Below are 23873 nucleotides of genomic sequence, written 5' to 3' on the forward strand. Positions count from 1 at the left end.
CTTCCTTCCCGCCTTCCTTCCCGCTCAGTGCACGTGCTGGGACAGGGCGTGGGGCTCGGGGGGCGTGGGATTGACGGCGGACAGCAGCGGCAGGGCCACGTAGAAGGTGGAGCCTCGGCCCAACTCGCTCTCCACCCAGATGCGGCCTCCGTGGCGCTCCACGATGTCGCGGCTGATGTAGAGCCCCAGTCCCAGTCCGCCGTAGGAGGTGATGGAGACGTTGCGGGCGCGGAAGTAGCGCTCGAAGAGCTGCTCCTGCTGATCCTTCGGGATGCCAATGCCCTCGTCCGACACGGTCAGCAGCGCGAAGTCCCCGCGCACCTCCAACGCCACGCGCACGGTGCTGGTGCCGGGGCTGTACTTGAGGGCGTTCTCCAGCAGATTGGCGATGACCTGCTCGAGCCGGAACGTGTCACCCCGGATGCGCACCGGCTCTTCCGGGTGTGAGTAGTCGACGCGGTGCTGGCCGCGCTCGGCGTCCATGGTGACCAGGGCCCGCTCCACGATCATGTCCATGCGCGTGGGCTCGAAATGCAACGCGAGCCGGCCCGCCTCGATGCGCGAGGCATCCAGCAAGTCATTGATGAGAGCGGTGAGCCGCATGAGGTGCTGGCGCGCGTGGCGCAGCAGGGCGGGGTCCACCGGCTCCTGCCGCTCCAGCCGGCGCTCCAGGCCCGCCAGCCGCAGCGACAGGGGGGTGAGGGGCGTCTTGAGCTCGTGCGAGGCGATGGTGAGGAAGTCGTCGCGCACGCGGATGGCCTCCTGGGCCTCGCGCAGCAGGCGGGTGCGCTCGCTCTCCGCGTGGCGCTGCTCGGTGATGTCCTCGACGATGCCCACGCCGCCCTCCACCTCGCCATGCTCCCCGATGCACGGGGCCAGGTGGACGCGCACGGGTGTCACCTTGTCCGTGGGGGTGGAGTGGTAGTCCCCCTCGTAATAGGCATGGCGCCCGTCGAGCACGTCGCGCACGCAGTCCGCCAGGGACTTGTCCGGGAGCGACAGCAGGCGCAGCCCGATGATGCGGGGCCGGGCCGCGCCGATGATGCGCGCGAGATAGTCATTGCACGCCAGGAGGGTGGAGGTCGCGTCGAAGTGGAACAGGCCCAGGGGGGCGTTGTCGAAGACGAGCTGGTGGGCACGCTCCCCGGACGTGACCTCGGCGGGGCGCCGCACGAGCACGCTGATATATTCCTCGCGCTCCTGGCCGGAGCACCCGACCGTCACGTCGACCTCCTGCCGCGACCCGTCGCCGCGCAGGAGGACGGTCCGCACGGCCTGCCCGCTCCGGTTCCTGGCGAGCAGGGAACGAAGGAAGGAGCGCTCGCCGGACGTCTCCGGGTGCGCGGAGAGCAGGCGCGAGAAGGGCTGCCCCACGAGCTGCCCCGTGCTCCAACCCAGCAGGCGTTCGGCGGCGGGATTCAGGTAGCGCACGCGCTCGCCCGCGTCGCAGGCCACGAGCGGTTCTGTCAGCGCATCCATCCATCGCCGTGCGTCATCTCCAGACATGCCTCCTCCCGAAAGAGCGTCCCCCTTTGATGGGTAGGGTGGCGATGGCCCGTCTGTGCCGTGAGCCCTCCCAGGCGAATCCACGGCGCATCGTGACCCCGCCCGGGCGGCGAGCGAGCGGACGTGGGAGGGGACTTCACGGCGCGGGGGGAGTGGACGCCTCGGCCCGTGCGGTCGGGGACTCCAGCAGGAAGCGCGCGATGAGGGGCATGTGGTCCGACAGCCCATGGAAGCGGCTGCGCGTGTCGCCAAAGGCGTGCGTGCTGTCGGTGTCGAGCCACCGCACGTGCTCGCCGGAGAAGATGTGGTCCAGGTGCATGCGCATGTGCATGAAGCCCGCGGTGGGGAAGCCCCGGGAGACGCGCGGATCGATCTGCCCCACCGCCGCCTGGGCACTGGTGAAGCGCGCCTCGTCACAGAAGAACTGGTAGACGGGCGAGGCCGGGGGCGAGTTGAAGTCCCCGCAAACGACGAAGGGCTCGCCCCGTGAGTGGCGCTGCACGAGCGCGGCGAGGGCACGTGCCTCGTGGAGCTGGTTGATGCCGTTGCCCATCTTGTCCCGGGTGGCCCAGAAGGCGCGGGCGAAGGGCGTGGGCAGGCTCAGGTGGGTGTTGAAGACATGCAGGGGCAGCCCATCCTCCTGGCGCACCAGGCGCATGTGGGCGCAGATGCGGCTCTGCTTGCGCTCGCGCAGCATCTGCACGTGGTGGTGGGTGATGGGGTGGGGCGCGTCCACGTTGTGGGTGTCCACCGCGAGCCGCCGGGTGTTGACGAGGATGGCCAGGCCCGTGGTGTAGAGCGAGAAGTCGCGCACGCCGTAGCGGTGGGCGCGGAAGTAGAAGGCCTCGTAGGGCATGGGGCGGTTGAGGAGGGCGAAGGTCTCCTCCATGCGGCCCATGAAGGCCTCGAGCTGGGTCTCGTCGGGGCGGGCGGGGCGGTGGGCGACGCTGCTGCGGAACGACTGTGTCTCCACCTCCTGCAGGCAGATGATGTCGGGCAGGGGCTCCAACGTGGCCAGTGCGGCGGCCACCCGCCGCTTGGGCCCCAGCGTGCTGGCGAGACCCCGCAAGGCGTGCCCGAAGTAGCGCACGTTGTAGCTGACGATGCGGAGACTATCGGTCATGCTCATCACCCACGCCGCGTGGAAGAAGGACGCCCGAAGGAAGGTAGGACCTGGCCCGGCCTGGGGGGAGGGGCCTGGGGGCAGGCATCCAAGGGGGCGGCGGGTGAGCCGCCGGAGGCGGGGTGGACCCGTCCACCAGGCGGGCGGGCGGGGCGAGGGGGTGTTAAAGGAGTCGGCACGCCATGACGCCTCCTCCTTCCCGCTTCCACGGAACCGATACCTACCTCTCCAGCGAGGGCCTCCAGGCCGCCGTCAACTGCGCGCTGACGCTCCAGCGTCCGTTGCTGGTGCGCGGCGAGCCGGGCACGGGAAAAACCCTCCTGGCCGAGGCCGTGGCCCAGAGCCTGGGCCTGCGCCTGCTCACCTGGCACGTGAAGAGCACCACGCGCGCCCAGGACGGGCTCTACGTCTACGACACCGTGCAGCGCCTGTATGACTCGCGCTTTGGCGACGGGGACGTGCGCGACATCCGCCGCTACATCCGCCTGGGGCCGCTGGGCGAGGCGTTCGCCTCGAAGGAGCGCGTGGTGCTGCTCCTGGACGAGGTGGACAAGGCCGACGTGGAGTTCCCCAACGATCTGCTCCACGAGCTGGACCGGATGCGCTTCCGCGTCACGGAGACGAACGAGGACGTGGTGGCCACGCACCGTCCGGTGGTCATCATCACCAGCAACAACGAGAAGGAGCTGCCGGATGCCTTCCTGCGCCGGTGCGTCTTCCACTTCATCGACTTCCCGGACCAGGAGCTGATGCGGCGCATCGTCGAGGTGCACCACCCGAACCTGGACGCGTCGCTCACGGAGCAGTCGCTCAAGGTGTTCTACGAGCTGCGCAACTTCACGCGGCTGCGCAAGCGCCCGTCCACGAGCGAACTGGTCGATTGGATCGCCGTGCTCAAGGCCAACGGTGTCACCCAGGTGAAGCTGGACGAGCAGTTGCCCTTCCTGGGGGCGCTGATCAAACGTGAGCAGGACCTGATGGCGGTGGCGGACGCGTTCGGACGCGGCCGGCGGACCAAGGCCTGAGCGGAGCGACCATGTTCCTGCCCTTCCTCTACGAATTGCGGCGGCGCGGGGTGCCGGTGGGCGCGCACGAGGCGATCTCCCTGGCGGGGGCGCTGAAGGCGGGGCTGCATGACAGCTCGCTGGATGGCTTCTACCACGTGGCGCGCGCGCTGCTGGTGCACGCGGAGACGCACCTGGATGCCTTTGATCAGGCCTTCCTGGCGCACTTCAAGGGAGTGGAGGTGGCGGGGCAGCAGCTCACCGAGGAGCTGCTCGAGTGGCTCAAGGAAGCGCGGGAGCGGCACGAGCTGACGCCGGAGGAGCGGGCGCTGCTGGAGCACTTCGACGCGGAGGAACTGGAGAAGCTCTTCCAGCAGCGGTTGGAGGAGCAGCGCGAGCGGCACGACGGTGGGACGAAGTGGATTGGGACGGGGGGGGCGTCGCCCTTCGGGCACTCGGGGCAGCCGCGCGAGGGCTTCCGGGTGGGAGGCCCCGCGGCCAGTGGCAGCAAGCAGGCGATGCGGCTGGCGGGGGCGCGCGCGTACCAGGGCTACCGGGGCGACGTGGTGCTGGACACGCGGCAGATGGCGGTGGCGCTGCGCAAGCTCCGGGCCTTCACGCGCGAGGGGGCGCCGGACGAGCTGGACGTGGAGGGCTCCATCGCGGCGACGGCGAAGAACGCGGGCGAGCTGGAGGTGGTGACGCGTCCGCCGCGCAAGCCCAACACGCGCGTGGTGTTGATGATGGACGTGGGCGGCTCGATGGACCCATATGCCCACCTGGTGAGTCGGCTCTTCTCCGTGGCGAAGCAGGCCACGCACTTCAAGGAGCTGCGCACCTACTACTTCCACAACTGCGTGTATGGCCGCGTGTTCGAGAACGCGACGCTGACGGGGGGCATCAGCGTGCCGGACCTCATGGGACAGGTGGGGCGGCACTACAAGCTGGTGATGGTGGGGGACGCGCTGATGGCGCCCTACGAGCTGACCCTGCGCACGGACGTGTATGGCCGCTATGCGCTGGAGGGGGGCAAGGAAGGGCTGGTGTGGCTGATGGAGCTGGCGAGGCACTTCGAGCGCAGTGCCTGGCTCAACCCCGAGCCCATCCAGACGTGGAGGGGCAACACCATTGCCGCCGTGCGGAACGTGTTCGACATGTTCCCCCTGACGCTTGACGGGCTGGGTGAGGCGGTGGGGCACCTGACCAAGGGGAAGATGGTGCGCGGCCGGAAGTAGGGGCCTGGAGACGTCGCTGGGTTCAAGCTTCCTCGTCGGGCAGGAGCGTGCGCAGCAGCTCGTCGTCAGGATTGAGCGGGCGCCAGCCGGGCGGTGGCGGCGTGGCGCGGAGCGTTGCCCTGGCCCGTGCGACGCGCTCCTCATGGGTTTCAGGGGTGTAGGCAGACCACGAGCCAAGTGCCTCGGCGACCTTGAAACGGTTGGCGTCGTCCATCACGGCCGGCCAGCCGTCGGGGACGCTCTGGGACAAGAGGCGCACGAGTACATCACGCACGAAGCGCGTGACTTGCTTGCGCTGCTCTGCCTCGGCGAGGAGCCCGCTCAACACCTGCACCCCGGCGACGTCCTCCTCGCCCAGCTCCTCGGCGAGCACATGCAAAGGCACGGCGGGACGCGCCTCCGCGAAGGCCGTGAGCGAGTCGAAACCACGCTCACGAACCCGCTCGCACAGGCGCACCTTCCAGGGGCCTTGCCAGGCACTCCCCTCTGTCATGCTCCTCTCCCGGGGACGAAGTTCATCGGGATTTTAGGAGGATGGTGCGCGGCCGGAAGTAGGGGCCGCGCGACGCCGCCCTCTCGAGTCACCCCGTCACTGCAGCACGAACGTGTTCGACTCGCCCTTGTGGCCGGCGATGTCGGTGACGAGGATGACCACGTCCGACTGGATGGAGTTGACCACGACCTGCTGCGTGAGCACTCCGTCCACGAAGGGCTCGCTCACGCGCGGGCCGATGGTGCCGCCGGCCCCTGTCTCCAGGCGCACGTTGCCGCGGAACGCCGCCGCGTTGGCGCCGGTCGCGCGCACCGTCAGCGTGAAGGGCTCCAGGCGCTTCTGCGGGCCGATGGGGTCGATGCTGTAGCCCTCCGGCCACTCCCCCTCGACGACGGTGAGGCCGCCCGGGCGCTCGGTGGTACGGCCGTCCCCGAGAGTCACCTTCACGTCGTAGCTGCCGGGCGGGAGCATCGACGGAACGCGGGTGGAGATGACGCCCTCGGGCGAGATGGCGAGCGTGGGCACCTCGAGCGCTCCGATGCGCACCGACACCTGGGTGTCCACCTTGACGGTCCCCTTGTCGTAGTCGACCGTCGCGGGCAGGACCAACTCGGTGTCGAGGGCGAGCGCCGTGGCCTCGCTCGCACGCATCTCCGATGGCGAGACCGAGCGGATGACCGGCTCGGGCCAGTCCCGGCAAGCCAGGGGCAAGACCAGCGCGGCGATGGAGACGAGCTTCCTCATGGCAGCTGATACCTCACACCGAGGAGCCCCTGCACACCCGTCGAGCGCCCGATGACAAAGGGGATGTACGCCTCGCCGAACCCCACTCGCGCGTCGAGGAACGGCTCGATCGCCCCCAGTGGGAAGCGCAACTGGGCCCCCGCGAGCAACTCCCAGCCGATCGCCGAGCGCACGGAACTCGCGGAGAAGTCGCTGGAGAGGTGGTGCAGCGCCAGGAGTGGCCCCACGCCGACGCGTACGTCCACGCCGAGGTGTGCCATCCGCACGAGGTTCATCCGCCCGACCGCGAGGAGTGGGAGGGAGTGCAGGGCGGAGACCGCCACTCCGGTGCCGGGGATGTCCTCGCGGAAGCGCGCCAGCCGCCAGCCGAGCTCCACGTCGATGGAGAAGCGACCCCAGCCGGGCGGCGTCAGGGTCAGCTGCGCCGAGCCCTGGGGGCCTCGGTTGAAGCCACCGCCGTAGAACCCACCACCCGCGAGCGCGAGGGCGTATCGCGTCTGCTCCGCGGACTGCGTTGCGGCCGGTCGGGTCCCGGTGCGCGAAGGCGCTGTCGGCGAGGGCTTGGGGCTCGTCTCCCGCGCAGGCGCCTTCGGCTTCTTGGGGGAGGTTCCGCGGGAGGACCCCTCTGGAGCAGCCACGGCCGCGGTAGAGCTGAGCAGGAAGAGGAGCGCGAGCCAACGCATGGAGAAGGGGGTCCGCGGGGGTCGGCGCCGCAGACGCGGGAGAAGAGAACCCAGTCGGCGGCGGTTGTCGAGCCCCTTCGTGCCCGTCACCCGAGAGGTATTCACCCAGGTGGTGGGGCTGCTGGTGCACCACGGGCTGGGTGAGGTGGTGGGGCACCTGACCAAGGGGCGCATGGTGCGCGGCCGGAAGTAGGGCCCAGCAACGCCGCCCTCTCACAGGGGGAGGTCTAGACTTCCTCGTCAGGCAGGAGCGTGCGCAGCAACTCGTCGTCAGGGCTGAGCGGGCGCCAACCGGGCGGTGGTGGCGTGGCGCGGAGCGCTGCCCTGGCCTGCATGACCCGTTCCTTGTGGGTTTCAGGCGTGAAGCTGGTCCACATGGCGAAGGACTGGGCCACCGTGAAACGGGATGATTCGTCCAGTATGGCGGGCCAACCCTCTGGGAGGTTTTGCGACAAAATTCGCACGAGTACATCACGCACGAAACGCGTGACTTGCTTGCGCTGCTCCGCTTCGGCCAGTAACCCGCCCATCACCTGAACTCCGGCGACGTCCTCTTCGCCCAGTTCCTCGGCGAGTGCATGCAACGGCACGGCGGGACGCGCATCCGCGAAGGCTGTGAGCGAGTCGAAACCACGCTCTCGAATCCGCTCATACAGGCGGACCCTCCAGTTACCTTGCCAGGCGCTCCCCTTTGTCATGGTCCTCTCCCGGGGACAAGGTTCATAGGGATTCTATGGCTTTCCACCGAGCTATGCTGCCGCGAGATTCGATAATCGTTTGAGACTGGAGTGTTGCGCGCATTCAATACACAGAGAGGGTGAACCGGATACACGCGAGCTGTGGTGCCAGCGTTGAAGTCAAAAGAGACATGCGGTTTAGCTCAATCGAGGAATCGCCGCCACCAGCGGCGTGCAGTGTCAGGAGGACAATCCCGCCAGGACAGGTAATGGGGGAAGGGGAGGAGCCAGGGCTCAAGCACACGTGCCAGTTCGCGCCAGGCCGGTAACGTGTTGCCTTGGCTCACGTCTCCCGCTTCGGGCTCCGGGCTCAGTACCACCAAAGCTCGTTCTTCCTCCAGGGCTGTCACCGTGGTGGTCGGCGCGTGCAGCCGGGAGCGGAGCGCCTCGGCTCCGCCCACCTGCACCAACACTTCTGGGCCCAGGAAATTGAGCCAGTGCACCCCGTCCACTCGTGCGCCCAGCGCTCGCTGCCCGTGGGTCACGTCCAGGCCCGGGTAGCGCAGTGCCTCCTCGTGAATGTCCTTCATGACGGGCCCCCACACGCTGGACGAATAGAACGCCAGCCCCGCGTGCCCCGATGCATAGGGCAGCAGCGCGGCCAGTTGCTCAATCTCCGCTCGCATTTTCCCGGAGCCCCGTGCCTCCATGTACTCGGTGGGCCACGAGAAACTCACCAGACTGACTTCGTCCGCCTGTGGAGTGCGCCATGGTAGCCGCCCCCAATAGAAGAAACCGTAGCCACTCAGGCCCCCCTCTCCACCCGAGAGTTCCACGGATCGATCGAACTGCTTCTTCACTCGCCGAAGCACGTACCGTTCATCATCGCGGACATCATCCAGGAACCGCTCACCCCGGGGCGGGGACAACTCGGAGCGGATGAAATCCCAGCCCTGCGCATCGAGCGGAAATAGATCGTCTTCGCCTTCCACGTCGCACCACTCGGACAGAATCTCCGGCCCCTGCCCCACGCTACTCAAGTACATGTCGAGCGCACGGTTCACGCCTGCGGAGAGGTCCACGTGATCAAAAGGCAAATGCAGCACGAGCCGGACCACGTCCCGCTGGACGAGCACTTCACCACCGGGCGTTGCGGCGTAATGGCGGATACGGGGAAGGCGATGGCTCATCGGCTGATTCCCAACTGAGGAGTGATGAGGGCACGGGATGGATGTTGCGTCAGCGGTTCATGATTGTCCCAGATGCTCCATCCGAACGTCGAGTTCCTTGTAGCCGCCGGCCCCCCCGCGCTCCCCCCGTGTCAACTCACGGTCGGGGCACTCGCCCGACATCCCGATCCCGAGCGCCACGTTCCAGTCGTCCCTGGCGGGGCATGGTCGTCACGTCGCCACATGCGCAGGTGCTCTTGGACTCGGGTGCTCGTCCGGTGACCTGGAGGACAACGCCGCATTTCGGACATGACGGGCTCCGCATGGGCATTTTGTCTCCATGTCCCCTTCGCCGCGGAAGTGCCGGAGCCTGCTCCGGGCGGAGCAAGGTGCGCCGCGCTCCGTTGATGCTCGGGAGGCCACTTCACCTGTTGTCGGGCCCGTGGAGCCCCATCACTGGGTCTTCTCGATGTTCCGTGGGAAACTTGCGTTGCCCGCCACCCGGGATTTCGCTAGGAAAAACATTGCTTCCCCCCCAGGCTTTCCTCTCCGACTCTCGGAGCGTCCGACGCGGGCCATGGTCGCCGCGGGGAATCGTCCAGCGAGGAGCGTCCTCCCATGAACACCGCCGTGACCTCGTCTCCCCCCGCCTCCGTCAGGGAGGCGCCAGGCGGGTTGCCGCTGCTTGGCCATGCTCTCCGGCTGGTTCGCTCCCCTCTCGATTATCTGCAGTCGTTGAGTGGACTCGGTGACATTGTCCAGCTCCGGGTCGGGCCCTCTCCCTTGTATGTGGTTACTTCTCCTGAGTGCATCCATCAGGTGCTGGTCACCCAGGCCGAGAGTTTCGAGAGGGGGCGCATCTTCGACAAGGCGACAGTCGCCATCGGCAAGGGGCTCATTGTCTCCAACGGAGCTTTTCACCGGCGGCAACGAAAACTCCTACAGCCGGGGTTCCACCGGCCGCGCATCCACGGCTACATGGAGACGATCCACCGGCAAGTGGGCGCGCAGATTGCCGGATGGTCGCCGGGTGCCCACCTCTCGTTGCGTGAGGAGATGCATCGTCTGACGCTCAATTCGGTCACCCGGACGTTGTTCGGCGCGAACACCGAGGAGCGCATCACCGCCGAGATCGGCGACTACATCGACGCCGCCAACTCATGGGTGGGGCTCCACACCCTGCTGTCTGGCCGTTTCTTCGAGCGGCTGCCAATGCCAATCAACCGGGCCTTCGTGCGCAAGAAGGCCCGGTTCAATGAGATCCTCGATGAGTTCATCGAATCGCGGCGCGCGGATGGCCGTGACCAGGGAGATCTGCTGTCCGCGTTGTTGGCGTCACAGGATGACGAGACCGGCCAGGGGATGAGCGATGAACAGCTCCGGATGGAGATCTCCGGTCTGTTCGTTGCCGGGTCCGAGACCACGGCGACCGCGTTGACCTGGCTCTTCTACGAAGTGGGACGCCACCCCGAGGTGGAAGCGCGGCTCCATGCCGAGGTGGACGCCGTGCTGGGTGGCAGGGCCATCACCCCGGACGACCTGCCCCGGTTGCAGTACCTCCAGAACGTGATCTCCGAGACGCTGCGCCGGCACTCGCCCATCTGGGTGTTCACGAGGCGTACCACCCGTGCCCTGGAACTGGCGGGCACCCACCTGCCGGCCGGGGCCGAGGTCATCATCAGCCCGATGATGGTCCACCGCAACCCACATCTCTACTCCGAGCCGTTGCGGTTCGACCCCGACCGGTGGTTGCCGGAACGGATGCAGGAGATTCCGCGTCACGCCTTCATTCCCTTCGGGGACGGGAAACACAAGTGCATCGGTGACTACTTCGCCCGCACCGAGATGGTGATCGCCGTCGCCACCATCGCCGCCCGGTGGCGGCTCGTCCCGGTGCCCGGCCACCGCGTTCGGGAGGTTCCCCGCGCGGTCTTGCGACCCAACCAGGTCCTGATGACCGCCGTTCCCCGTTCCTCCACACCTGTTTCCTAGGAGCGCCGTTGCAGATGGACACCCAGCGTGCCGCGATCGAGTTCCGGTTTCCGTTCCCTCGTGACCTCAGTCCCGACATCGAACAGGCCCAACGTCACAGCGTCGAATGGGCCCGCCAGATGGGATTGGCCACCACAGACTTCGCGCTCGGGCAACTGGAGGCGTGGAATTGGGGTCGTCTCACCGGGCACTGTCTACCCACCGGGCGCGGTGACATCCTGGACCTGGCCACGGAGTGGATCACCTGGGGATTCCTCTATGACGACCAGTTCGCCGGCCCTCTCGGGAACCAGCCGGAGCGGGTGGCCCGAATCACCGAGAACATGATTGGCGTTCTCTACTCCACGTCCGGGACTCCGGGGGAGAACGCGGCCGCGCGAGGCATCGCGGACATCCTCCAGCGGCTCACCCCGAAGATGTCCGCGACCTGGATGGCCCGGTTCCGCGATCACTTGAAATGGTACCTCATCGGGGTGCTGCGGATGACCACCTTCCGCAACCGCCTCGGCGAGATCGACACCCGGACCGCGTTCGAGCTCCGTCGCCTCGATATTGGCATGAACGCCATGATTGACTTCATCGAGGTCGCGGAGGGCTTCGAGGTGCCCGCGTCTGTCATTGGAGCCAGCCAGCTCCAGGCGCTGCGCCAATGCGTGGTCGACATCGTGCTGCTACAGAACGACGTCTTCTCCCTGCCCAAGGACCGGCACCAGCAAGAGGTCAACGTGGTCCTCGCCATGGAACGCGCGGAGAAGCTCACCACCGCCCAGGCACTGGAACGCACCGCGGCCCTGGTCGACGAGACGGTCCAGCGGTTCCTCACCGTCAAGGCTGGGATGCCCGTCCTCTACGACACCCTCGGTCTTGGCGCTACCGACCGTGCCCGTCTGGACCGGTACATCCACTGTCTCGAGCTCATGGCTCACGGCTCCGTCTATTCACATGCCGAGTGCGTCCGTTATTCCACCAGGCCCGAACACACCCGACCCATCGCGGGCCGGGGCTTCATCCAGGATCTGCACCTGGACGCGGGCATCGAGCTGGCGCACGAACTCACCCGAACGAACCGGGGGTGAGCCCCTGGCCCGGGGCACTGCACGCCTAGTAACGGCGGAACGGATCGCCGTGGGCGCTGTAGTCGAAGTACCAGGTGTTCCAGTTGTCGATCAGCACGTATTGCTGGACCTGATCCCAGCTCAGCGGGATGAGGGGTTTGCTCAAAATCACCATGTCCTTCTTGCTGATGGACGAGAGGTAGTAGAGATCGGTCCGCGACTCATTGATGACACGGGTGCGCTGGTACTTGAAGCTGGAGGCGCAGCTCTTGCCCGCCTTCGTGGCGCAGTGGGCGTACACCAGCGCGACCTGATAGATATAGAAGGTCGCGGGCCCCTGCAGCGTCGCGGTCCAGCTCTGGATCGTCTGCTGGGACCAGGACGACGACTTCGAGAACCCGGTCTCGATGCTGGAGCTGGTATTGACGATGTCGATGTTGGCGCCCACCGAGTAGCTCGCGTTGACCTCCTTCGTGAAGGTCTCCGTGAGGCCCACGGTCTGGGTCGTGGCGTAGTGGTGGGTGGCGCCGCTCGGATAGGTATACGTGTTCACGTACTTCAGGTAGGCGAAGATCGGCCGCGTGTAGGTGCCCCAGCTCTGGGTCTTGATGTAGATGTCGCCATAGACGGTCTCGCCATCCACCCAGCATCCCGGCGGCGGATCCTGGTTCTCGAGGCACGAGTCGATGCCGACGTCACCGCCCACGGCCCAGGGATAGCTCGTCGAGTTGAGCTGGCCCGTGACGATGTTCGGCGCGGTGACCGCCGATTTCTGATGCCGGAGGAAGTCGCTCACATTCCTCAGCTCCAGAAAGCCGGAGTCTTGCTGGGTCACGCTCACGGGTTTTTCGTGGCTCATGGTGGAACCCCCCACTCGGGCCCATGTCTTCATCGGCCCGATTCCCTCCCTCCGGATCATCCCGGCAAGCTCCCCGAGCTGTCGAGTGGGCCAGGGGGTGGATCGCCATGAACCCTCAAAAGAAGACAATCCATCCCGGTGTGCTTCAATGTACGGTGTTCGGAGGTATGGAATTGGACTCGAGGACGGGGAGAACGCGCGTGGACGTCGTCTGGACGGAGGAGGTGTGAGTCCGGATGCGCCCTCGGCGCCGGGGTTGCTCGCGGTGGATCTCGGGCTGCGTTCGGGATTGGCCCTCTATGGCCAGGACGGACGGTTGCGCTGGTACCGCTCGCAGAACTTTGGCTCCCCGTCGCGGCTCAAGCGCGCGGTGCCCGCGGTGTTGCACTCGGCCGGGCCGCTCGCGTGGTTGGTGCTGGAGGGTGGGGGGCCCATCGCCGAGGTGTGGGAGCGCGAGGCCCTCCGGCGGGCGCTTCCGGTGCTGCGCGTGTCCGCCCAGGACTGGCGGGCGCGGCTGCTGTACGCCCGCGAGCAGCGCAGCGGAGGTGTCGCCAAGGACGCCGCCGGAGTGCTCGCGCGCCGGGTGATTGACTGGTCCGATGCGCCCCGGCCCACCTCGCTGCGGCACGACGCCGCCGAGGCCGTGTTGCTCGGGCTCTGGGGCGCGCTGGAGGTGGGGTGGTTGGCGCAGGTGCCGCCCGAGGTTCGCAGGTAGGGCGGGGCCGCGGTGCTCACTTCGACGTCTTGGTCGTCCGGGTGAAGGGTTGCACGGTACGTCCCTCCGCGGAGTCCTGGAGGAGGGTGGCGAGCCGCTTGAGCCGCGTCTCTTCCTTCTTGGCGCTCGTGATCCAGTGGAGGGCCGATCGCTGGTACCAGGGCGCCTGCGCCTGGAAGAAGCTCCAGGCCTTCTTGTTCGCCTTCAATTGCTTGTCATAGGCCTCGGGCAGCGCGATGTCTTCCTGCTCGTGGGAATAGATTCCCGAGCGCTCCGCCGACCGGGCCTCGAAGGCTCGCAGGCCCGCGGGACGCATCAATTCCTGCTCGATGAGTTCCTGGACGCGTTGGATGTTGACGCTGCTCCAGATGCTGCGTGGCTTCCGGGGAGTGAAGCGGATGGTGTAGCTGTGCTCGTCGTGCCGCTTGCGCACCCCGTCTATCCAGCCAAAACACAGCGCCTGATCCACCGACTCGGGCCACGTGATGCTGGGGCGGCCCGAATCCCTCTTGTAGAACCCAACCAGCAACTCCGGCTGCTGGTCATGGTGCTTCTCGAGCCAGGCACGCCAGTCGGCGGGAGTCGCGAAGAAGGTCGGTTTCGACGGGGGCTTCGAGGGCGGCTTCATGGTGCCGGGGAGTATACGGACCGCGCCGGCTGGGGCAGCATGCTCCGCCCATGCGCTCATTCCTCCTCTTCCCGATCCTCCTGCTCGGCACCTCCGTCTCGGCCGCCGAGCCTGCCTCCACCCTCCGCTTCGCCTGGCCCAAGGGGTTGAAGGCCCGGGTGGAGGTCCACATCCAGGGCGAGCGGGAAGCGGGAGACCGCACGCAGCGCCACGATGCCCGGGCCACCTTCACCCTCTCCACCCAGCTTCAAGGCGAGGAGTTGCAGGTGAAGCGGGAGGACTTCTCCGGGTGGAAGGGGACTCTGCCCGCGAGAATGGGGTCTCCCACGGATCGGCTGGTGGATCGCATCCCGCTGGTGCGCGTCTCGCGCCAGGGCGAGTTCCTGGGCATCGAGGGGGCGGCGAAGGCGCGCGAGGCCTTCGCCAGCGAGGTGAAGCTGGAGTCTCTCGACACGGCCAACCGCCGCGTCTTCGGCATGGTGACGACGGACGAGGCGCTGCGCGCGGTCGCGCTCGACTTCTGGAACATGAGCGCCGGCGCCTGGCCGCGGCTGAATCTCGGTCCGGGCAAGTCGCGGGAGCTGCGCAGCCCGACCGCCGTTCCCCAGCTCGGAGGTGGGAAGCTGGACCTGGTCACCACCTTCCGCTGGGTGGGCCCGGCGGCGTGCACCCCCGACGAGAAGGAGCCGCGCTGTGTGGAGCTGGTGCTCAAGTCCAATCCGGATTCCGAGCAGGCGAAGAAGCTTCTGCAGCAGGCGTTGACCGCTCAGTCCGGCAATGGCCCCGTCACCGAGTCCTTCGAGTCGACCCAGGAACTGCGCGCGGTGGTGGAGCCGGCCACCCTCGTTCCCCACCGGCTGACGCTGCGGCGCTCCAGTCAGATGCGCTTGCGCTCACCGCAGGGCAAGAGCGAGTCGGGACGCGAGCAGACCGAGCGCGCCTACGTCTTCCACTACACCTCGCCCGCCGCCCCCTGACGCCGCGGCTCGCTACTTCGCGCCGCTCAACCAGGAGCCCCAGCGCACGAGCCGGGAGCCGCCCTCGAACTCGCGCTTGCCGCCCTTCTCCACGCGCTCGGTGCTCTCGGCGAGCGGCTGGAAGCGCGCCTCGCGCGCCAGCCCCGCCAGCGTGGGGGACCACGGGTCGGCCGCGTACGTCTCCGAGAGGACGCGCTGGGTGCTCCCGTCGTTCTCCGTGCGCTGCGCCGTGAGCGCGGGCACCGCGTGGCCCTCGGCCTCGAAGGTGCCGCGCGTACCGGCGGCCGCGGTGGCGGGGGGCCATGGCACGGCCACCGCTTCCCACACCAGTCCCGTCAACACCTCCTCGAGGGGCTCGGGCTCGGCCTCGGCGAAGTTCGTGCACGGCGCGGCCTGGGTGTCCAGCGGGGCCTCGGTGCGCAGGAGATAGCCGCGCTCGGCGCCGAAGCACACGCGCGTCAGGGTGGGCGTGGGGCCTTGCTCCAGGCGCCGGTCATAATAGGTGCCGGAGCCCAGGGGACGCTCCAGCGCGGGCGCGGCGGGGCTGGCCGTGGACGAGCCCTCGCGGAAGTCGCGCAGCGTCCACTCGCTGCCGCCCGGGACGTGGAAGCCCGCGGTCTCCGTGCGCGCGCTGAGCAGCCCCCGGGTGAGGTAGAGCGGTCCGGGCTCGGTGGCGTACACGCGCGAGACGAGCGGGCCATCCACCGGGCGCGAGTCCTTCTCGAAGCGCTGGGCGTCCCAGGCTCGGCCGGCGACGGTGGGGCGCTCGGCGGCGGGCTTGCCCAGGGGGGGCACTTCAATCGGGCGCGTCACGTCCGAGCGCACCGGCAGCAGTTGCGGCCAGGCGAGCCATACCGGGGCGAGGGGCTTGCCGGCCTCGTCCGTGAAGGACACGTCCACCCACACCCAGGGCTGCTGCACGGCCACCACCTCGAGCGTCACCAGGCCACGCAGCGAGCGGGCCGTGCCACCCGGGGCCGCGCCCTGCCAGGCCGAGAAGGTGTAGGTGACGGCATCCCCCACCCGAGCGCGCTGCCACGGGGACGTCGCCGAGGGGATGGGGGGCTCTGGAGGGGTGGGGGCGAGGCCACCGGACTTCATGCCCTGGCATCCTGCGAGCAGGACGAGCGCCATGCCCAGGGGCACGGAGGAGCGGAAAGGGAAACGCATTCGCATGGGGGACTTGATACACCGGGGGTGAAGCCCCTCCCATCTTTCGCTGGAGCCGCGTGCATGTCCCCGTCGTTGCCCGTCCGCCGCGTCGTTCTCTACAAGCATGGCGTTGGCTACTTCGAGCGCCGGGGCACGGTGGAGGGCCGAGAGACGCTCCACCTGGACTTCAAGGCGCGGGACATGAACGACGTCCTCAAGTCCATGACGGTGTTGGACCTGTCGGGCGGCTCCGTGTCGGCGGTGAGCTACGACTCCACCCAGCCCCTGGAGCAGCGGCTCCAGGACATCACCCTGCGCATTCCCGAGTCGGGCAGCCTCACCTCGCTGCTCGGGCAGGTGAAGGGCGCGCGGGTGCGGGCGCGCGTGGGCACGGAGCAGCTCGTGGAGGGCGTCATCGTGGGGCTCGACTCCATGTCCGTGGCCGAGGGCGACACGGTGGTGGAGCGGCCCTACCTGACGCTGCTGGTGGGCGCGGCGCTGCGCGGCTTCGATCTGCTGGAGGTGGCGGAGCTCACCTTCCTGGATGACGCCGTGCGCGCGGACCTGGAGTTCTACCTGGCCACGATGCTCTCCTCGTACAAGAAGGACAGCAAGCGCGTGTCGGTGCTCACCGCGGGCGAGGGCAAGCGCGAGCTGTTCGTGTCCTACGTGCTGGAAGCGCCGGTGTGGAAGACGAGCTATCGCATCCTCCTGGAGGAGGGAAAGCCGCCGGTGCTCCAGGGCTGGGCGGTGGTGGACAACACCGGGGACGAGGACTGGGAGCAGGTGGAGCTGACGCTCATGGCCGGGCTGCCGGTGTCCTTCGTGCACGACCTGTACAACCCGCGCTACCTGCGGCGGCCCGTGGTGGAGGTGCGCACCGAGGCGGCCGTCGCGCCCGTCATTCCCGAGGAGGGCTTTGGCGCGGTGCGGGAGATGGCCGCCGAGCCGGAAGCGGCGGTGGCGCCCATGGCCGCGTCCGCCCCCGCCCTCGCGCCCGCCCCCATGATGCGGGCCATGTCGAGCGGGGGGATGGCCCGGCGCGAGGCCCAGGAGCGCAGCGCGGCGGTGCAGACGGTGACGAAGGAGGTGGGCGAGCTCTTCGAGTACCGCGTGCAGCATCCGGTGACGGTGCGCCGCAACCAGAGCGCGCTGGTGCCCATCCTCCACCGGCCCTTCGAGGGACGGCGGGTGCTGCTCTACAACCGCGCCACGCGCGAGAAGAACCCCCTGGCGTGCCTCGAGCTGCGCAACACCACGGGGCTCACCCTGGAGGGGGGCCCGGTGACGGTGACGGAGGGGGACACGTACGTGGGCGAGGCGATGCTGGACACGATGAAGCCGGAGGACCGGCGCCTGGTGCCCTACGCGGTGGAGCTCGGGTTCGTGGTGTCGGTGGAGGATCGCTCCGAGGAGGGGCCGGTGCGCCGGGCCATGGTGAGCCATGGCGTGCTGACGGTGGAGTTCATGATGATGCGGCGCACCCACTACCATCTGCGCAACAAGGCGAAGCGCGCGCAGATCCTCTTCCTGGAACACCCGCGCACGGAGGGCTGGCGGTTGGATCAGGTGGGCGCGCCCGACGAGACGACGGACCACTACTGGCGCTTCACGCGGGGGCTGGCCGCGGGGGGCTCGGAGACGTTCACCGTGACGGAGTCCTCGGGCCGCCAGCGCACCTACCTGCTCGCCAACACGGGTCTGGACGAGGTGAGCTTCTTCTTGAGCTCGGGCTTCATCGACGAGCGCGTGGCCCGGAGCCTGCGGGAGATCATCTCCCTGCGTGAGCGCGTGGCGCGGCGCTCCGAGGAGGTGCGCCAGCGCACGGAGGAGCGCGCGCAGCTCTTCAAGGATCAGGAGCGCATCCGGGCCAACATCGAATCCCTCAAGAGCGGCACGCCGCAGCGCGAGCTGGTCGCGCGCTTCGTCACCAAGCTCAACGAGCAGGAGGATCGGCTGGAGGGGATCGCCCGGGAACTGGAGCGGCTCGCGCAGGAGCAGCGCGAGGCGCAGGAGGAGGTGAACCGGCAGATCCAACGGCTCGCCTTCAGCACGGAGCCGGTCAAGCCGTGAGCCGGCTCAGCCGCGCTCGAGCACGAGCGGCGTCCAGTCCCCGCGCAGGCTCAGGCGGGGCACGGTGACGCCCCCATCCGGCGCGGCGAAGACGGTGCCGTGGGAATGCCCGAAGGACCAGCGGATGCGCTCGCCCGGCAGGCACTGGAAGCGCTGCACGCGCCGGGGCGTCACGTCCACCTGGGGGATGGTGGTGACGCCGGGACCGAGCACCGCGCGCAGTGGCATCACGAAGCGCTGGGGGGTGTCCACCAGCCGGCTGGCATCCCAGCGCAGCGCCCGGTTGAACATGCCCGCCACGTCCCCATCCCAGCCCGTGTCGCCCGCCACCTTCGGGTCTCCCGCGTAGCCGGACTCCTTGCTCCACGGCTGGTGCCCGTTGCCGCCCCGGCCCGGATCTCCATCCCAGGACGAGCGGCTGAAGGCCGGGAAGGCCACGTCCCGCCGCAGGAAGGACTTTGGATCCGTGCGCGGATTCCAGCCCCGGTCCCACCAGCGCTCCCCGAGCCAGGGATCCGGCTCGGTGTGGCCGCCCTCGTGCCACACGGCGACGTGGCCGATGTGCTGGGTTTGCAGCGTCTCGTAGAAGGAGGAGCCGGTGAGGGTGCTGGGGCTCACCATGGAGCCGAAGTGGATGATGGGATCGTCCTTGCCGTGCTCCAGGATGAGGAACTGAGAGCGCGCCTCGGGCTCGTCGCGCAGGGCGCGGGTCATGTCCAGCCGGCTCCAGACGCCCAGCCCCGCGGGCCCTGGTACCTCTTCCTCCGGCATGCCCCACAAGGACGAGAGCTGCGCCACGCGCCAGGGACGGTGGGCCCGGGCCACGGGCTGGGCATGGCGGGCGACCACCCCCGCGAAGTGCCGGGCGTCCAGCAGGCCGAGCGTCAGCGCGCCCGCGCCGCCCATGGAGTCGCCCTCGACGAAGACCCGGTTGGGGTCGGCGCTGGGATAGCTGCGCAGCACCCACTCCAGCAGCGCCAGCACCCGGCGAACGGTATACGGCGGCACGCTGCCCCTGGGCGCGGTGCCCCGGAGCACGTCCTCCGAGTAGCCGTACCAGTAGGTGAGCTGCGGATCGCTCGGCTGGATGATGAAGCGGTCCCGGGAGACCTCGGGGGAGGGGGGCCAGTTGCCCACCCCGTGCAGGCGCACCGTCACCGGCATGGGCTGACGGGCCGTGGCGGCCAGGGGCACCGTCACCACCGCGGGGAAGGTACGGCCGGCCTGGCTCGGGCTGTCCAGCCACGTGTCCGTGGGCTGCTCCAGCGTCAGACGCAGGCTGCCCGCCTCCTCCTCGCGCTGGACGATGCGGGGCTCGGGCGGGCGCACGGTGTCACGCACCGTCACCATCAACTCCCCCTGGACCCGCTGCTCCCCGTCCACGGCGGTGAACGTCACCTCGTGGCGCCACCCGCCCTGGATGAAGTCCGGCTGGAAGGTGAGGGTGCGCGAGGGCTCATGCCAGAGGGCCCCGGGCGGTAGGCCCTCCACGAAGACGCGGGTGCCTGGACGGCCACCCTTCACGGGGAGGGTGATGCGCAGCACCTCCTCCTCGTTCACCGTCTGCGGCGGCGGAAGCTCGAGCGTGAGGCCCCGAGGCAACAGCGGCTCGGTCTCCATGCGGGTCGATGCCCGCGGGGGCGAGTCCCACAACCCCAGGCTCAGCAGCGCCACGAGGAGCGGCGAATGCCGCGCAATGCCACACCGCAACTGCCTGCCCCAGCGCATCTTGCCACGACCTCACGGACTGTCTCCGGGGAGCGGCGGGCTCCCGGGGGGTGATTGCTGTCCAGGGAGCAAGCTTCATGCCCTGGTGCGGACGCCGGAACAGCCGAACCGGCGCGTTCGTTCCCGGCTCATTCCGGGCGCTCTCACGGATGGTCGGGGTGCAGGCGGTGCCGCCATCCCGAGCGCTGACGGGTGAGGCGGGGGTTCTCGAAGAACTTGATGAGGACGAGCCCCGCGACGAAGCCACCCACGTGGGCCCACACCGCCACGCCACTGCCGCCCTCGGCGCTCAGGGAGTTGAGCTGGGGCAGGCCGGTGATGACCTGGAGACCGAACCAATAGAGGAGCACCATCCACGCGGGCAGGGGGATCACCTTGAAGAAGATGATGAAGATGAAGAGCATGTTCACCCGCACGCTCGGGTAGAGCAGCAGGTAGGCCCCCATGACACCGGAGATGGCGCCCGAGGCTCCCACCATGGGGATGGGCGAGGCGGGGTCCACGAGCACCTGCGCCGCCGCCGCCGCCAGGCCACACACGATGTAGAAGACGATGAAGCGCAGCCGCCCCATGCTGTCTTCCACGTTGTTGCCGAACACCCAGAAGAAGAGGCAGTTGCCGAGGAGGTGGCTCCAACTGCCATGCAGGAACATGGAGGTGAGGGGCGTGAGGGTGTTGATGGGCTCGCGGTCCACCACGCACGCGAGGCCCTCTCCGATTTGTACGGGGAAGCCCTCGGGGGCCAGGCCGGTGAGCTCGCCCGGCACGAGCCCGAGGTTGCACACGCTGGTGGCCAGCACCAGGGGATTCAAGCCCGCTCCCTGGACGAGCACCCAGGTGGCGCCGATGGCGCCGAGGAACAGGTAGGTGATGACGGGACTGCGGAGCGTGGGGTTGTCGTCACTGAGAGGAATCATCGCGCGAGCCCCATCATGCCCACTGCGGCGCGCGGGGGCAGCGCTTTCCCTCTTGCTTGTGGGGGAGAGGACGACCGCGCGGGGCGCTTCCTGGCGCGGGGGGAGATTCTTAACTGTACGGCCATGAACGCCATCTTCTCCCGTCCCGTCTCGCTGCCCGGTCTCCGCATGCAGGCCCTGGAGGCGGGGCCCGCCCAGGGGCCCCTCGTGCTCCTGCTCCATGGGTTTCCCGAATTGTCCGAGAGCTGGCGCGAGGTGATGGGCCCGCTGGCGGCGGCGGGCTTGCGCGTCGTCGCGCCGGACCTGCGCGGCTATGGCGACACGGAGCGGCCCGAGACGGGCTACGACCTGGACACCCTGGCGAGGGATGTCGTCCACCTGGCGCGGCACCTGAGTCCGGGCCGGCCGGTGCACCTCGTGGGGCATGACTGGGGCGGCACCATCGCCTTCTACGTGGCCGCCCATCACCCGGAGGTGGTGGACCGGCTGGCCGTGGTCAACGCCCCGCATCCGGCGCTGCTCGTGCGCGAGATGGTCAAACCCGCGCAGATGCTGCGCTCCTGGTACTCCTTCTTCTTCCAACTGCCGTGGTTGCCCGAGCGGTTGTTGTCCGCGGGGGGCGGTGTCCTGGTGTCCTGGATGCTGCGGCGGCAGATGGTGGACGCCTCGCGCGTGCCTCCGGGAAGGTTGGCGGAGTACGAGGCCCACTTCTCGAGGCCCGAGGCGGCGCGCCCGCCCATCACCTACTACCGCGAGCTGTTCCGCTTCCTTTTCACGCCCGGGGGCCGGCGCCGGCTGCTCGCCACGCCGCGTGCGCGCGCTCCCCTGATGCTCATCTGGGGCGAGCGGGATCCCGCCCTGGGCGAGGCGTTCACCCGGGGCCTGGAGCCATACTTCGAGCAGCGCCCCGTCGTGCGTCTGCTGCCGGAGGAGGGCCACACCCTGCCGCTCGAGGCGCCGGACAAGGTGGCGTCGCTGCTGCTCGAGCACTTCCGTGCCGCGCGTCCCACGAGCGACGTGGAGGTGGTGGACGTGCGCGCCCGGGAGCAGGAGCGCGAGCTCCATCCCCCGGCGTGAAGCAGGGCGCGCGGGGCTACTCGCGCAGGCGCGGCTTGCGCACCCGCCAGGGAGTCGCCACCCTGTCCGAGAAGTTGGCCCCGCGAGGGAGTCTCACCAGGTAGGTATCCGCCTCGCGGAGCTGCTAGCGTGTGGCGCCATGAACGAGCGGGACACGCCGGACCTGCCGTCCGGCACGAACGTCAACGGGGCTATCATCGAGGAGCTGGTGGAGCGTGGGGGCTACGGCACCGTGTACCGGGCACGGGACAAGCTGACGGGCACCCTGTTCGCCCTCAAGTTCGTCCCGCTCTACCGGGCGAAGCAGTGGGCCGAGCGCGAGGGCATCCTCGCCATGCCCTTCCAGCACAAGAACCTCGTGCAGCAGGTGGGCTTCAGCTACTGGCCGCCCGTGCTGCCCGAGTTCTTCTGCTTGAAGATGATTTACGTCGAGGGCCGCCCGCTCGACGTGTGGGCCTGGGAAGAGAATCCCGATACGTGGGCCGTGGTGGGCAAGGTGATGGGGGTGTCACGGGGGTTGGCCGTGGTGCATGACAGGCAGGTCGTCCACCGGGACGTGAAGGAGGCGAACATCGTCGTGCGCGACGAGGATGGGGAGCCGGTGCTGTTGGACTTCGGGGCCGCCAGGCGTGAGGGGCAGACCACCCTCACCGAGGGCCTGTTCCCCCCGGGGACGCCCAACTACCGCAGCCCGGAGGCGTGGCGCTTCGGCCTGGAGCACTGGAACGACCGACGAGTCACCTACCGGCCCGGGAAGGCGGACGACCAATACGCCCTGGGCGTGGTGCTCTACCGGCTGCTCACCCGTCGTTTTCCCTTCGAGGTGACGTGGGATGACGAGGCCTCGGTGCAGGCCGTCATCCACCAGGAGCCCCTGCCGCCGCACATCGTCAACCCCAACGTGCCGCTGGTGGTGAGTGACGTGTGCATGAAGCTGCTGGAGAAGACGCCGGAGAAGCGCTACCCGAGCGTCCTGGAGTTGGTGAAGGAGCTGACGCTCTTGCAGGCCCGTGCGGATGCGACCTGGCAGGTGCCCCTGCATGACGGCCCCCGTGGACCGAGGCGAGGCCGCCGGGCAGCCGCGGCGCGGAAGACGCCCGAGGCCGCCGTGCCCCCCGTGGAGCCCACCCCGGCGACACCGACTCCGGCCTCGGTGGCGCGCGTGCCCGTGCAGGCCCTGGCGCTCCAGGCGCTTCGGCGTGCGGCGGTGTGGATGGCCGTGCTGGTGGGAGTGGCCCTTGCCGGGGGGTGGCTCGCGCGGCGGTGGCAGCCCGAGTCCCCACCCATGGAGTCCTCCGCCCCCTCCCCAACGTGGAAAGCACTTCTCGGTCAGGAAGTGGCGCCCCCGTGGCCGCCGCCGGAAATTGAGCGGGCCGCAGCTCCGCCCCCGGCGAAGGCAACCCCTGCGGTCGTCGCCTCGCTGGTGACGCGACCCAAGGACGACGCCTTGAAGAAGCAGCAGGCCCCCAGCCCCCCGGGGGACAAGAAGAAGAAGAAGAAGAAGGGGCCCCTCTCAACCGTGGCCACGTGGTGTGTCGGTGCCGCCGCAGCCGCCAACACGGCGTGTCCCGGTGCCCAGGTGCGTCCCGCCCCCGAAGCCGAGGCGTGCCCGGAGGGTGCCGTCGAGACCATGAAAACGCTCGGCATCGGCATTGGGGACACGGGCCTCGTCTCCCTCACCAGCTTCGACGAAGAATCCAAATTCATCACCGTGCGCGAGGGCGTCACGTCCGCGAGGTTGGTTGTTGGGGGTGCACTCAACTCGCGCCCAGACGAAAGATGGAAGCTGCCAGCGGGGAGAACGGGGACCATCTTCTCCGGCAAGCTCCATTTCGGAGACGGTCGTGCCTATGTCCGTTTCACCGAGGCCCGAACACCCACGGGGGACACGTTCAAGGTCTGCCTGGATGCGGGGGCCGAGGGTAGAAGTGGCGTCCCAGTGAAGCCCGATGGCGGACCGGAGACCGCCAAGGTCTTCTCCTCCATGGGCGTGGAGGCGGTGCGCCGTTTCGAGTAGCGCTGTCCGAGCGGTTCGCGGGCGGGGGCTTGGGAGCGCTCCTGCCCTA

General features: G+C 68.7%; 21 protein-coding genes. 9 read left to right on the plus strand and 12 right to left on the minus strand.

Features of this window, described 5'->3' with window-relative positions:
* Positions 1-24: 24 nt before the first annotated feature.
* Both CYFUS_RS04510 and CYFUS_RS04515 read right to left on the minus strand, forming a co-directional pair.
* Complete coding sequence (locus tag CYFUS_RS04510; RefSeq protein WP_232537367.1) at positions 25-1506, minus strand: PAS domain-containing sensor histidine kinase; 1482 nt, start codon at positions 1504-1506, stop codon at positions 25-27.
* A 136-nt stretch (positions 1507-1642) separates the two neighbouring features.
* Positions 1643-2629, minus strand: coding sequence for an endonuclease/exonuclease/phosphatase family protein (locus CYFUS_RS04515; RefSeq protein ID WP_095984107.1), 987 nt, complete (start codon positions 2627-2629; stop codon positions 1643-1645).
* Between the two features lie 182 nt (positions 2630-2811).
* On the opposite strand from CYFUS_RS04515, the gene CYFUS_RS04520 reads away from it, so the two are divergent.
* A complete protein-coding gene (locus CYFUS_RS04520; protein ID WP_095984108.1) occupies positions 2812-3654 on the plus strand; it encodes an AAA family ATPase in 843 nt (280 codons plus the stop codon).
* A gap of 11 nt (positions 3655-3665) precedes the next feature.
* Positions 3666-4868 carry a vWA domain-containing protein gene (locus CYFUS_RS04525; protein WP_095984109.1) on the plus strand — a complete coding sequence of 401 codons (1203 nt, stop codon included), beginning with the start codon at positions 3666-3668 and terminating at the stop codon, positions 4866-4868.
* Positions 4869-4890: 22 nt separating this feature from the next.
* On the opposite strand, the gene CYFUS_RS04530 is transcribed toward CYFUS_RS04525, so the two are convergent.
* The 5 genes from CYFUS_RS04530 to CYFUS_RS04550 all read right to left on the minus strand — a co-directional run bounded on the left by CYFUS_RS04530 (position 4891) and on the right by CYFUS_RS04550 (position 8655).
* A complete protein-coding gene (locus CYFUS_RS04530) occupies positions 4891-5361 on the minus strand; it encodes an NUDIX hydrolase (RefSeq protein ID WP_095984110.1) in 471 nt (156 codons plus the stop codon).
* A 96-nt stretch (positions 5362-5457) separates the two neighbouring features.
* Positions 5458-6105 (minus strand): hypothetical protein, encoded by a 648-nt coding sequence (locus CYFUS_RS04535; RefSeq protein ID WP_095984111.1) that lies wholly within the window; start codon positions 6103-6105, stop codon positions 5458-5460.
* Positions 6102-6788: a hypothetical protein gene (locus tag CYFUS_RS04540; protein WP_095984112.1), complete on the minus strand. Its 687-nt coding sequence runs from the start codon at positions 6786-6788 to the stop codon at positions 6102-6104. The genes CYFUS_RS04535 and CYFUS_RS04540 overlap by 4 nt, the downstream gene beginning before the upstream one ends.
* Before the next feature lie 227 nt (positions 6789-7015).
* Positions 7016-7486: an NUDIX hydrolase gene (locus tag CYFUS_RS04545; protein ID WP_095984113.1), complete on the minus strand. Its 471-nt coding sequence runs from the start codon at positions 7484-7486 to the stop codon at positions 7016-7018.
* A 182-nt stretch (positions 7487-7668) separates the two neighbouring features.
* Positions 7669-8655 (minus strand): type VI immunity family protein, encoded by a 987-nt coding sequence (locus CYFUS_RS04550; RefSeq protein ID WP_095984114.1) that lies wholly within the window; start codon positions 8653-8655, stop codon positions 7669-7671.
* A 597-nt stretch (positions 8656-9252) separates the two neighbouring features.
* Here CYFUS_RS04550 and CYFUS_RS04555 point away from each other — a divergent pair.
* Both CYFUS_RS04555 and CYFUS_RS04560 read left to right on the plus strand, forming a co-directional pair.
* On the plus strand, positions 9253-10626 hold the full coding sequence (locus tag CYFUS_RS04555; RefSeq protein ID WP_095984115.1) for a cytochrome P450: 1374 nt from the start codon (positions 9253-9255) through the stop codon (positions 10624-10626).
* A gap of 14 nt (positions 10627-10640) precedes the next feature.
* Positions 10641-11702, plus strand: coding sequence for a terpene synthase family protein (locus CYFUS_RS04560; RefSeq protein ID WP_232537368.1), 1062 nt, complete (start codon positions 10641-10643; stop codon positions 11700-11702).
* A 25-nt stretch (positions 11703-11727) separates the two neighbouring features.
* On the opposite strand, the gene CYFUS_RS04565 is transcribed toward CYFUS_RS04560, so the two are convergent.
* Complete coding sequence (locus CYFUS_RS04565) at positions 11728-12540, minus strand: monalysin family beta-barrel pore-forming toxin (protein ID WP_157758236.1); 813 nt, start codon at positions 12538-12540, stop codon at positions 11728-11730.
* Positions 12541-12766: 226 nt separating this feature from the next.
* Here CYFUS_RS04565 and CYFUS_RS04570 point away from each other — a divergent pair, with 226 nt between their 5' ends.
* Positions 12767-13255 carry a hypothetical protein gene (locus CYFUS_RS04570; RefSeq protein WP_232537369.1) on the plus strand — a complete coding sequence of 163 codons (489 nt, stop codon included), beginning with the start codon at positions 12767-12769 and terminating at the stop codon, positions 13253-13255.
* Positions 13256-13271: 16 nt separating this feature from the next.
* Here the strand turns inward: CYFUS_RS04570 and CYFUS_RS04575 are convergent, their stop codons facing one another.
* Positions 13272-13883: a YdeI/OmpD-associated family protein gene (locus CYFUS_RS04575; RefSeq protein ID WP_095984118.1), complete on the minus strand. Its 612-nt coding sequence runs from the start codon at positions 13881-13883 to the stop codon at positions 13272-13274.
* 50 nt (positions 13884-13933) lie between these two features.
* On the opposite strand from CYFUS_RS04575, the gene CYFUS_RS04580 reads away from it, so the two are divergent.
* Positions 13934-14860: a hypothetical protein gene (locus CYFUS_RS04580; protein ID WP_095984119.1), complete on the plus strand. Its 927-nt coding sequence runs from the start codon at positions 13934-13936 to the stop codon at positions 14858-14860.
* A 12-nt stretch (positions 14861-14872) separates the two neighbouring features.
* Here the strand turns inward: CYFUS_RS04580 and CYFUS_RS04585 are convergent, their stop codons facing one another.
* Positions 14873-16036: a DUF6068 family protein gene (locus CYFUS_RS04585; protein ID WP_332468338.1), complete on the minus strand. Its 1164-nt coding sequence runs from the start codon at positions 16034-16036 to the stop codon at positions 14873-14875.
* 57 nt (positions 16037-16093) lie between these two features.
* Between CYFUS_RS04585 and CYFUS_RS04590 the strand changes: the two genes are divergently transcribed.
* Positions 16094-18085 carry a hypothetical protein gene (locus CYFUS_RS04590; protein WP_095984120.1) on the plus strand — a complete coding sequence of 664 codons (1992 nt, stop codon included), beginning with the start codon at positions 16094-16096 and terminating at the stop codon, positions 18083-18085.
* 6 nt (positions 18086-18091) lie between these two features.
* On the opposite strand, the gene CYFUS_RS04595 is transcribed toward CYFUS_RS04590, so the two are convergent.
* Together CYFUS_RS04595 and CYFUS_RS04600 are read right to left on the minus strand one after the other, a co-directional pair.
* Entirely contained in the window at positions 18092-19813 is a 1722-nt protein-coding gene (locus tag CYFUS_RS04595) for a hypothetical protein (RefSeq protein ID WP_095984121.1), read from the minus strand.
* Positions 19814-19956: 143 nt separating this feature from the next.
* Positions 19957-20730: a rhomboid family intramembrane serine protease gene (locus tag CYFUS_RS04600; RefSeq protein ID WP_095984122.1), complete on the minus strand. Its 774-nt coding sequence runs from the start codon at positions 20728-20730 to the stop codon at positions 19957-19959.
* Positions 20731-20853: 123 nt separating this feature from the next.
* Here CYFUS_RS04600 and CYFUS_RS04605 point away from each other — a divergent pair, with 123 nt between their 5' ends.
* Both CYFUS_RS04605 and CYFUS_RS04610 read left to right on the plus strand, forming a co-directional pair.
* Positions 20854-21807 carry an alpha/beta fold hydrolase gene (locus CYFUS_RS04605; protein ID WP_095984123.1) on the plus strand — a complete coding sequence of 318 codons (954 nt, stop codon included), beginning with the start codon at positions 20854-20856 and terminating at the stop codon, positions 21805-21807.
* Between the two features lie 139 nt (positions 21808-21946).
* Positions 21947-23824, plus strand: a complete 1878-nt coding sequence (locus CYFUS_RS04610; protein ID WP_095984124.1) for a serine/threonine protein kinase — start codon at positions 21947-21949, stop codon at positions 23822-23824.
* The last annotated feature ends 49 nt before the right edge of the window (positions 23825-23873 follow it).

It is taken from the genome of Cystobacter fuscus (assembly GCF_002305875.1).
Lineage (GTDB): Bacteria > Myxococcota > Myxococcia > Myxococcales > Myxococcaceae > Cystobacter > Cystobacter fuscus_A.

What these genes read in the sequence shown, in the direction of transcription:
- CYFUS_RS04600 (WP_095984122.1), bottom strand. Translation starts at nt 20,730, where the DNA reads ATGATTCCTCTCAGTGACGACAACCCCACGCTCCGCAGTCCCGTCATC.
- CYFUS_RS04595 (WP_095984121.1), bottom strand. Translation starts at nt 19,813, where the DNA reads ATGCGCTGGGGCAGGCAGTTGCGGTGTGGCATTGCGCGGCATTCGCCG.
- CYFUS_RS04535 (WP_095984111.1), bottom strand. Translation starts at nt 6,105, where the DNA reads ATGAGGAAGCTCGTCTCCATCGCCGCGCTGGTCTTGCCCCTGGCTTGC.
- CYFUS_RS04605 (WP_095984123.1), top strand. Translation starts at nt 20,854, where the DNA reads ATGAACGCCATCTTCTCCCGTCCCGTCTCGCTGCCCGGTCTCCGCATG.
- CYFUS_RS04590 (WP_095984120.1), top strand. Translation starts at nt 16,094, where the DNA reads ATGTCCCCGTCGTTGCCCGTCCGCCGCGTCGTTCTCTACAAGCATGGC.
- CYFUS_RS04585 (WP_332468338.1), bottom strand. Translation starts at nt 16,036, where the DNA reads ATGCGAATGCGTTTCCCTTTCCGCTCCTCCGTGCCCCTGGGCATGGCG.
- CYFUS_RS04580 (WP_095984119.1), top strand. Translation starts at nt 13,934, where the DNA reads ATGCGCTCATTCCTCCTCTTCCCGATCCTCCTGCTCGGCACCTCCGTC.
- CYFUS_RS04545 (WP_095984113.1), bottom strand. Translation starts at nt 7,486, where the DNA reads ATGACAAAGGGGAGCGCCTGGCAAGGTAACTGGAGGGTCCGCCTGTAT.
- CYFUS_RS04575 (WP_095984118.1), bottom strand. Translation starts at nt 13,883, where the DNA reads ATGAAGCCGCCCTCGAAGCCCCCGTCGAAACCGACCTTCTTCGCGACT.
- CYFUS_RS04555 (WP_095984115.1), top strand. Translation starts at nt 9,253, where the DNA reads ATGAACACCGCCGTGACCTCGTCTCCCCCCGCCTCCGTCAGGGAGGCG.
- CYFUS_RS04515 (WP_095984107.1), bottom strand. Translation starts at nt 2,629, where the DNA reads ATGACCGATAGTCTCCGCATCGTCAGCTACAACGTGCGCTACTTCGGG.
- CYFUS_RS04525 (WP_095984109.1), top strand. Translation starts at nt 3,666, where the DNA reads ATGTTCCTGCCCTTCCTCTACGAATTGCGGCGGCGCGGGGTGCCGGTG.
- CYFUS_RS04560 (WP_232537368.1), top strand. Translation starts at nt 10,641, where the DNA reads ATGGACACCCAGCGTGCCGCGATCGAGTTCCGGTTTCCGTTCCCTCGT.
- CYFUS_RS04550 (WP_095984114.1), bottom strand. Translation starts at nt 8,655, where the DNA reads ATGAGCCATCGCCTTCCCCGTATCCGCCATTACGCCGCAACGCCCGGT.
- CYFUS_RS04510 (WP_232537367.1), bottom strand. Translation starts at nt 1,506, where the DNA reads ATGTCTGGAGATGACGCACGGCGATGGATGGATGCGCTGACAGAACCG.
- CYFUS_RS04530 (WP_095984110.1), bottom strand. Translation starts at nt 5,361, where the DNA reads ATGACAGAGGGGAGTGCCTGGCAAGGCCCCTGGAAGGTGCGCCTGTGC.
- CYFUS_RS04540 (WP_095984112.1), bottom strand. Translation starts at nt 6,788, where the DNA reads ATGCGTTGGCTCGCGCTCCTCTTCCTGCTCAGCTCTACCGCGGCCGTG.
- CYFUS_RS04610 (WP_095984124.1), top strand. Translation starts at nt 21,947, where the DNA reads ATGAACGAGCGGGACACGCCGGACCTGCCGTCCGGCACGAACGTCAAC.
- CYFUS_RS04520 (WP_095984108.1), top strand. Translation starts at nt 2,812, where the DNA reads ATGACGCCTCCTCCTTCCCGCTTCCACGGAACCGATACCTACCTCTCC.
- CYFUS_RS04565 (WP_157758236.1), bottom strand. Translation starts at nt 12,540, where the DNA reads ATGAGCCACGAAAAACCCGTGAGCGTGACCCAGCAAGACTCCGGCTTT.